Below are 5,385 nucleotides of genomic sequence, written 5' to 3'. Positions count from 1 at the left end.
ACTTCTTCTGCAAGCTCAAGGAGTTCAAGCGCATCGCCATGCGAAGCGACAAGACCGACAGATCATTCGCAGCGATGATTTATCTCACCGCTGCAATCATCAATTCGCGTTAATTCCCAACAGACCCTGAAAAAAGGCGGCATCCAAGAATTTTTATTTTGCAAACAGCCATTTTAAAACAGGCCGTCATGCTTGTGCGGGCGGCGGGGAAACCGGCGGCGCCTTATCCGGGGCCCACCGCACGCAGGTCGTCCTTCATGCGGTACTGGCACGGGTCAAAGGCGGGGCAGCGCCAGCATTCGGGCTTGCGGGCCTTGCAGACATAGCGTCCGTGCAGGATCAGCCAGTGATGCGCGGGACGCAGCATGTCGGCGGGAATGCGGCGGACAAGCTGGTCCTCCACCGCGCGCGGGGTCGCCCCTGGCGCCAGACCCGTGCGGTTGCCAATGCGGAATATATGGGTATCGACCGCCATGGTGCTGTCGCCAAACGCCACGTTCATCACCACGTTCGCCGTCTTGCGGCCCACGCCGGGCAGGGATTCAAGGGCCGCGCGGTCATAGGGCACCCTGCCGTCAAAACGTTCAAGCAACTGCTGCGACAGGGCCACGACGTTGCGCGCCTTGGTCCGCCACAGCCCGATGGTGCGGATATGCGCGCCGACCTTTTCTTCCCCCAGTTCCACCATGGCCCGTGGCGTAGGCGCGTCACGGAACAGCGCCTTTGTCGCTTTGTTGACCGAGGCATCGGTCGCCTGCGCCGACAGCACCACGGCAACCAGCAGGGTATAGTCGTCCACGAAATCCAGTTCGCTTTCGGCATTCGGGTTGGCGGCGGCCAACCGGGTGATGAACGCGCGCACTTCCGTCAGTGTCATGGCGCGGCGCGCGGGTTTCTTCGGGGATTTGGCTGTTGTCATCTGGTACTCGCAGGCGGTGGATCGCCGGGCATTGTGCGGCGTTGCAGGGGGCAGTGTAAATCACCTGGCCTACAGGCAGTGGCCATTGTCCTTGCGCATGGCTGCTGCGAAGGCTAGTCGTTCCGGCCCCGGCGGTGCATGTGCCCTGAACGCATGGCCGCATGGTTCCCTGCATCATGACGTGTTGGCAATGGCATCCTTTTTCCCCCGCCCGGCATCGGGACAACATGAGTTTTCCGCCGTGCTGGGCTTTGTCTGGCGCAGGTGGCGCGCGCATCCCGGCTTTCTGGCATGGACGCTGGTGGGGATTGCGGCAGCGACCGTGGCAGATGTGATGATGCCGCTGGTAGCGGGCTGGCTGGTCAGTGACGTGTCCCATCCGGCAGCCCGGACAGCGGTCCATCACGCCATATGGGACGTGCTCGGCCTCACCGTGCTGGGGCTGGGCGGCATCATTGCACGGCGTACGGCCTATATCGGCATTACCCATCTGACATCGCGCGTCATGACCGGCATCGTGACGGAAGTGTTCGCCCGCGTGCAGCGATTTTCCAGCGAATGGCATGCCTCCAACTTCGCCGGGTCAACCGTGCGGCGCATCACGCGTGGCATGGGGGCGGTCGATACGCTGGGGGACACGCTGCTGCTCATGCTGGTACCGGAGGGGATCGTGCTGTGCGCCACAACCGCCGTGCTGGCCTTTCACTGGCCGCTGATGGGACTGGTGCTGGCGGTGGGGGCGGCGGCGCTGGTGGCGCTGTCGGTCATGCTGACGCTGCGTTATGTCGCACCGTCCGCGCGTCTGGCCAATGCGTGGGATACGCGCATGGGGGCGACCCTGTCCGATGCGGTGACGTGCAATGCGGTGGTGAAGGCGTGCGGGGCGGAAGCGCGGGAGGACGCGCGGCTGGCATGGGTTGCGGGCCGCTGGCGGCAGCGCACGGTGCGGTCATGGCTGCGCGGGACCAATAGCGCCAACCTGCAGAACCTTGCCGCCCTGCTCATGCGCATGGTGCTGATCGCGGGGGTGGCGCTGTTATGGATGCATGGCCGCGCGGGGCCGGGGGATGTGGCCTATGTGCTGACGATGATGTTCGTGATCCAGGGCTACCTGCGCGATATCGGCCAGCAGATTTCGGTCGTGCAGCGTTCGGTCAATGAAATGGAGGAACTGGTCACCCTGTTTCATACGCAGCCTGCGGTGGCCGACCACCCCGGCGCCACGGCATTGCGGGTGACGCAGGGCCATATCCGGTTCGAACATGTGCGCTTTGGCTATGAACGCCAGCACGGCAGGCTGCTGTTTGATGACCTGAACCTTGATATCGCGCCGGGCAGCAAGGTGGCCCTTGTCGGCCCGTCAGGTTCGGGCAAGACCACGCTGACGCGACTGTTGCAGCGGCTGTATGATGTGCAGGGGGGACGGATCACGATTGACGGGACGGATATCGCCGCCGTCACGCAGTCCAGCCTGCGCGGGCAGATCGCCATCGTGCCGCAGGAGCCATTGCTGTTCCATCGTTCGCTGGCGGAAAACATCGCCTATGGTCGGCCTGATGCCACGCTGGCGGAAATCGAACATGCGGCCCGGCAGGCCAATGCGGCGGACTTCATTGCCCGCCTGCCGCGCGGTTATGCCACCATGGTGGGCGAACGTGGGGTCAAGCTGTCGGGTGGGGAGCGCCAGCGCATAGCCATTGCGCGCGCGTTCCTGAGCCATGCCCGCATTGTCATCATGGACGAGGCGACATCCAGCCTTGATTCGCACTCCGAAACGCTGGTGCAGCAGGCGATGGAACGGTTGATGGCCGGGCGCACGGTGCTGGTCATCGCCCACCGTCTGTCCACCGTGATGGGGCTGGACCGCATTATCGTTTTCCGCCACGGACAGGTGTGCGAGGACGGTCCCCATGACACCCTTATGGCGCGTGAGGGCGGTATCTATCGCGGGCTGTTTGAACTTCAGTCCCTATAGGCGCAACCGGAAAACATCCCGTAATCATCAAGGAAGTTTTTGGTGAAGCTTTTTGCGGAAAGCTTCAGGGAATGTCGCCTTTTTAAAAAAAGGCGACACCCGGAAACTTGTCCCCACTCAGCCCGGCAGCATGGCGCCCAGCGCCTTGCCGCCAAACAGGTGGACATGGAAATGCGGCACTTCCTGTCCCGCTTCCACGCCCACATTGGACAGCAGCCGGTAGCCGGGGGCTTCCAGCTTCAGGTCGCGTGCGACCTTGCCCACCGCGCGGGTGAAGCCGGTGATTTCGGCCTCCGTACCGTTGCTGCTGAAATCGGCAAAGGAGACGAACGGTCCCTTGGGAATGACCAGCACATGGATCGGTGCCTTGGGCGCGATGTCATGGAAGGCGAGGGCGTATTCGTCCTCATAGACTTTTTTACACGGCAATTCACCACGCAGGATACGGGCGAACACGTTCTGCGGGTCATAGGGTCCGGTGCCGTTGACGGCCATGGGTATTCTCCTGTTTGCGGGTGGATCAGGCCAGCGGGTCGCGTGGGCGCGACGCCTTTTCCGCGACGCCGCTGGTGCCTTCGCGGCGTGCCAGTTCCGCCCAGACTTCCGCCGGTTTGACCCCGGCATCCACCCACATCACGATCAGGTGGTACAGCACGTCTGCACTTTCGCTGACCAGTTCGCCCCGGTTGCCCGCTACGGCCTCGATCAGGCATTCGACTGCTTCCTCGCCAAATTTCTGCGCGATCTTGCGCCGGCCGCGCGCCAGCAGGCGGGCGGAATGGCTGACCGACGGGTCCGTGCCACGCCGCGATTCCACAACGTCAAACAGGCGGTCCAGCACTTCGGGGGTGGCAGGGCCTACCGCTTCCAGCTTCAGGCTGGCGGCGGCGGCTTTTGCCGGGGCGTTCTTGCGGGATTTTTCTGGCTTGGCCATCACAATGCTCCGAATGGGCAGGGAAAGGGGAATCAGTCGCTCAGGCGGACCGGCAGGCCCGCTGCCGCCAGCGCCTGCTTGACCTGTGGGATGGTGAACTGGCCGAAATGAAACACGCTGGCGGCCAGCAGGCCGGTGGCCCCCGCACGCGCACCTTCGACAAAATGCGCCAGTTCCCCCACCCCGCCGGAGGCCACGATGGGAATACGTACCGCCTGGTTGGCCGCGCGCAGCAGGTCAAGGTCGAATCCCTTGCCCGTGCCATCGCGGTCCATGCTGGTCAGCAGGATTTCACCTGCGCCCCGTTCCGCCACTTCGCGACACCAGTCGATCACGTTGCGCCCGGTGGGGGTGCGGCCGCCATGGGTATAGACTTCCCATGATCCATGGCCGTCACTGCGCGCGTCAATGGCGACGACCACGCACTGGCTGCCGAATTTCCGTGCGGCTTCGCTGACCAGTTCGGGGCGCGAGACGGCGGCCGAATTCATGGCGCATTTATCTGCCCCCGCCAGCAGCAGGCGGCGCATGTCATCCGTGGTGCGCACGCCGCCTCCCACCGTCAGCGGCAGGAAGATGCGTTCCGCCGTGCGGCTGACGACATCAAGGATGGTGTCGCGGTTTTCGTTGCTGGCAGTGATGTCGAGGAAGGTCAGTTCATCCGCCCCCGCCGCGTCATACACGGCCGCCTGTTCCACCGGGTCGCCCGCGTCGCGCAGGGACACGAAGTTGACGCCCTTGACCACCCGGCCGTTCTTCACGTCCAGGCAGGGGATGACGCGCAGCTTCAGCATCAGGCCAGGACCCGCAGGGCTTCGCCCAGGTCGATGCGCCCGTCATACAGCGCGCGTCCCACAATCACGCCCTCGATACCCGGCGCCTGCGCGGTTGCGGCGCGCAGGGCCACAAGGTGGTCAAGGTTGCCCACCCCCCCGCTGGCAATGACGGGAATGGACAGGGCATTGGCCATGTCGGCGGTCTGTTCGATATCGATGCCGGTCAGCATGCCGTCACGGCTGATTTCGGTGAAGATGACGGCGGCAACGCCCACATCCTGCATGCGCTGGCCCAGTTCCACGGCCTTCATTTCCGATGTCTCGGCCCAGCCTTCGGTCGCGACCTGCCCGCTGCGCGCGTCAATGCCCGCCACGATCCGGCCGGGGAACAGGCGGCACGCCTCGCGCACCAGTTCGGGGTTCTTGACTGCGATGGACCCGAGGATGACGCGGCTGATCCCGGCATTGAGCCATTTGCCGATGCTGTCCAGGTCACGCAGGCCGCCACCCAGCTGCACCGGCACCGACGCATTGGCGATGATGGATTCGATCGCTTCGGTATTGGCCGAACGCCCGGCAAAGGCACCGTTCAGGTCCACGACATGCAGCCATGAACACCCGGCATCGATCCATGCCCGCGCCTGTGCGCCGGGATCATCGGAATAGACGGTGGCGTTGTCCATTTCCCCCCGGCGCAGGCGCACGCATGTGCCGTCCTTGAGGTCGATTGCGGGATAGAGTGTCAGGCTGTGTCCGGTCACGGGGGCATGTCCTGCTGCAG

General features: G+C 64.2%; 6 protein-coding genes and 1 pseudogene. 2 read left to right on the top strand and 5 right to left on the bottom strand.

Annotated elements, in window-relative coordinates:
• A pseudogene (locus F1542_RS17145) lies at nt 1-113 on the top strand (IS5/IS1182 family transposase); the annotation flags it as partial.
• Between the two features lie 110 nt (nt 114-223).
• On the opposite strand, the gene nth reads toward F1542_RS17145, so the two are convergent.
• On the bottom strand, nt 224-919 hold the full coding sequence (gene nth / locus F1542_RS08675; protein WP_193732683.1) for an endonuclease III: 696 nt from the start codon (nt 917-919) through the stop codon (nt 224-226).
• A gap of 190 nt (nt 920-1,109) precedes the next feature.
• Here nth and F1542_RS08670 point away from each other — a divergent pair, with 190 nt between their 5' ends.
• Nucleotides 1,110-2,894 carry an ABC transporter ATP-binding protein gene (locus F1542_RS08670; protein ID WP_227672591.1) on the top strand — a complete coding sequence of 595 codons (1,785 nt, stop codon included), beginning with the start codon at nt 1,110-1,112 and terminating at the stop codon, nt 2,892-2,894.
• Between the two features lie 117 nt (nt 2,895-3,011).
• Here F1542_RS08670 and F1542_RS08665 read toward each other — a convergent pair whose 3' ends face one another.
• The 4 genes from F1542_RS08665 to hisA form a co-directional block, all read right to left on the bottom strand.
• A complete protein-coding gene (locus tag F1542_RS08665) occupies nt 3,012-3,389 on the bottom strand; it encodes a histidine triad nucleotide-binding protein (RefSeq protein ID WP_193732681.1) in 378 nt (125 codons plus the stop codon).
• A gap of 25 nt (nt 3,390-3,414) precedes the next feature.
• Nucleotides 3,415-3,828: a phosphoribosyl-ATP diphosphatase gene (locus tag F1542_RS08660; protein ID WP_193732680.1), complete on the bottom strand. Its 414-nt coding sequence runs from the start codon at nt 3,826-3,828 to the stop codon at nt 3,415-3,417.
• A gap of 32 nt (nt 3,829-3,860) precedes the next feature.
• Nucleotides 3,861-4,622 (bottom strand): imidazole glycerol phosphate synthase subunit HisF, encoded by a 762-nt coding sequence (hisF, locus tag F1542_RS08655; RefSeq protein ID WP_193732679.1) that lies wholly within the window; start codon nt 4,620-4,622, stop codon nt 3,861-3,863.
• Nucleotides 4,622-5,385, bottom strand: a 764-nt coding sequence (gene hisA / locus F1542_RS08650) for a 1-(5-phosphoribosyl)-5-[(5-phosphoribosylamino)methylideneamino]imidazole-4-carboxamide isomerase (RefSeq protein WP_193732678.1), incomplete at its 5' end; no start/stop codon positions are given. The genes hisF and hisA, both read right to left, overlap by 1 nt.

It is taken from the genome of Komagataeibacter sp. FXV3 (genome assembly GCF_015155755.1).
Taxonomy (GTDB): domain Bacteria; phylum Pseudomonadota; class Alphaproteobacteria; order Acetobacterales; family Acetobacteraceae; genus Komagataeibacter.
The sequence above is the reverse complement of the archived record's forward strand: the minus strand, read 5'-3'. Positions and strand labels throughout refer to the sequence as shown.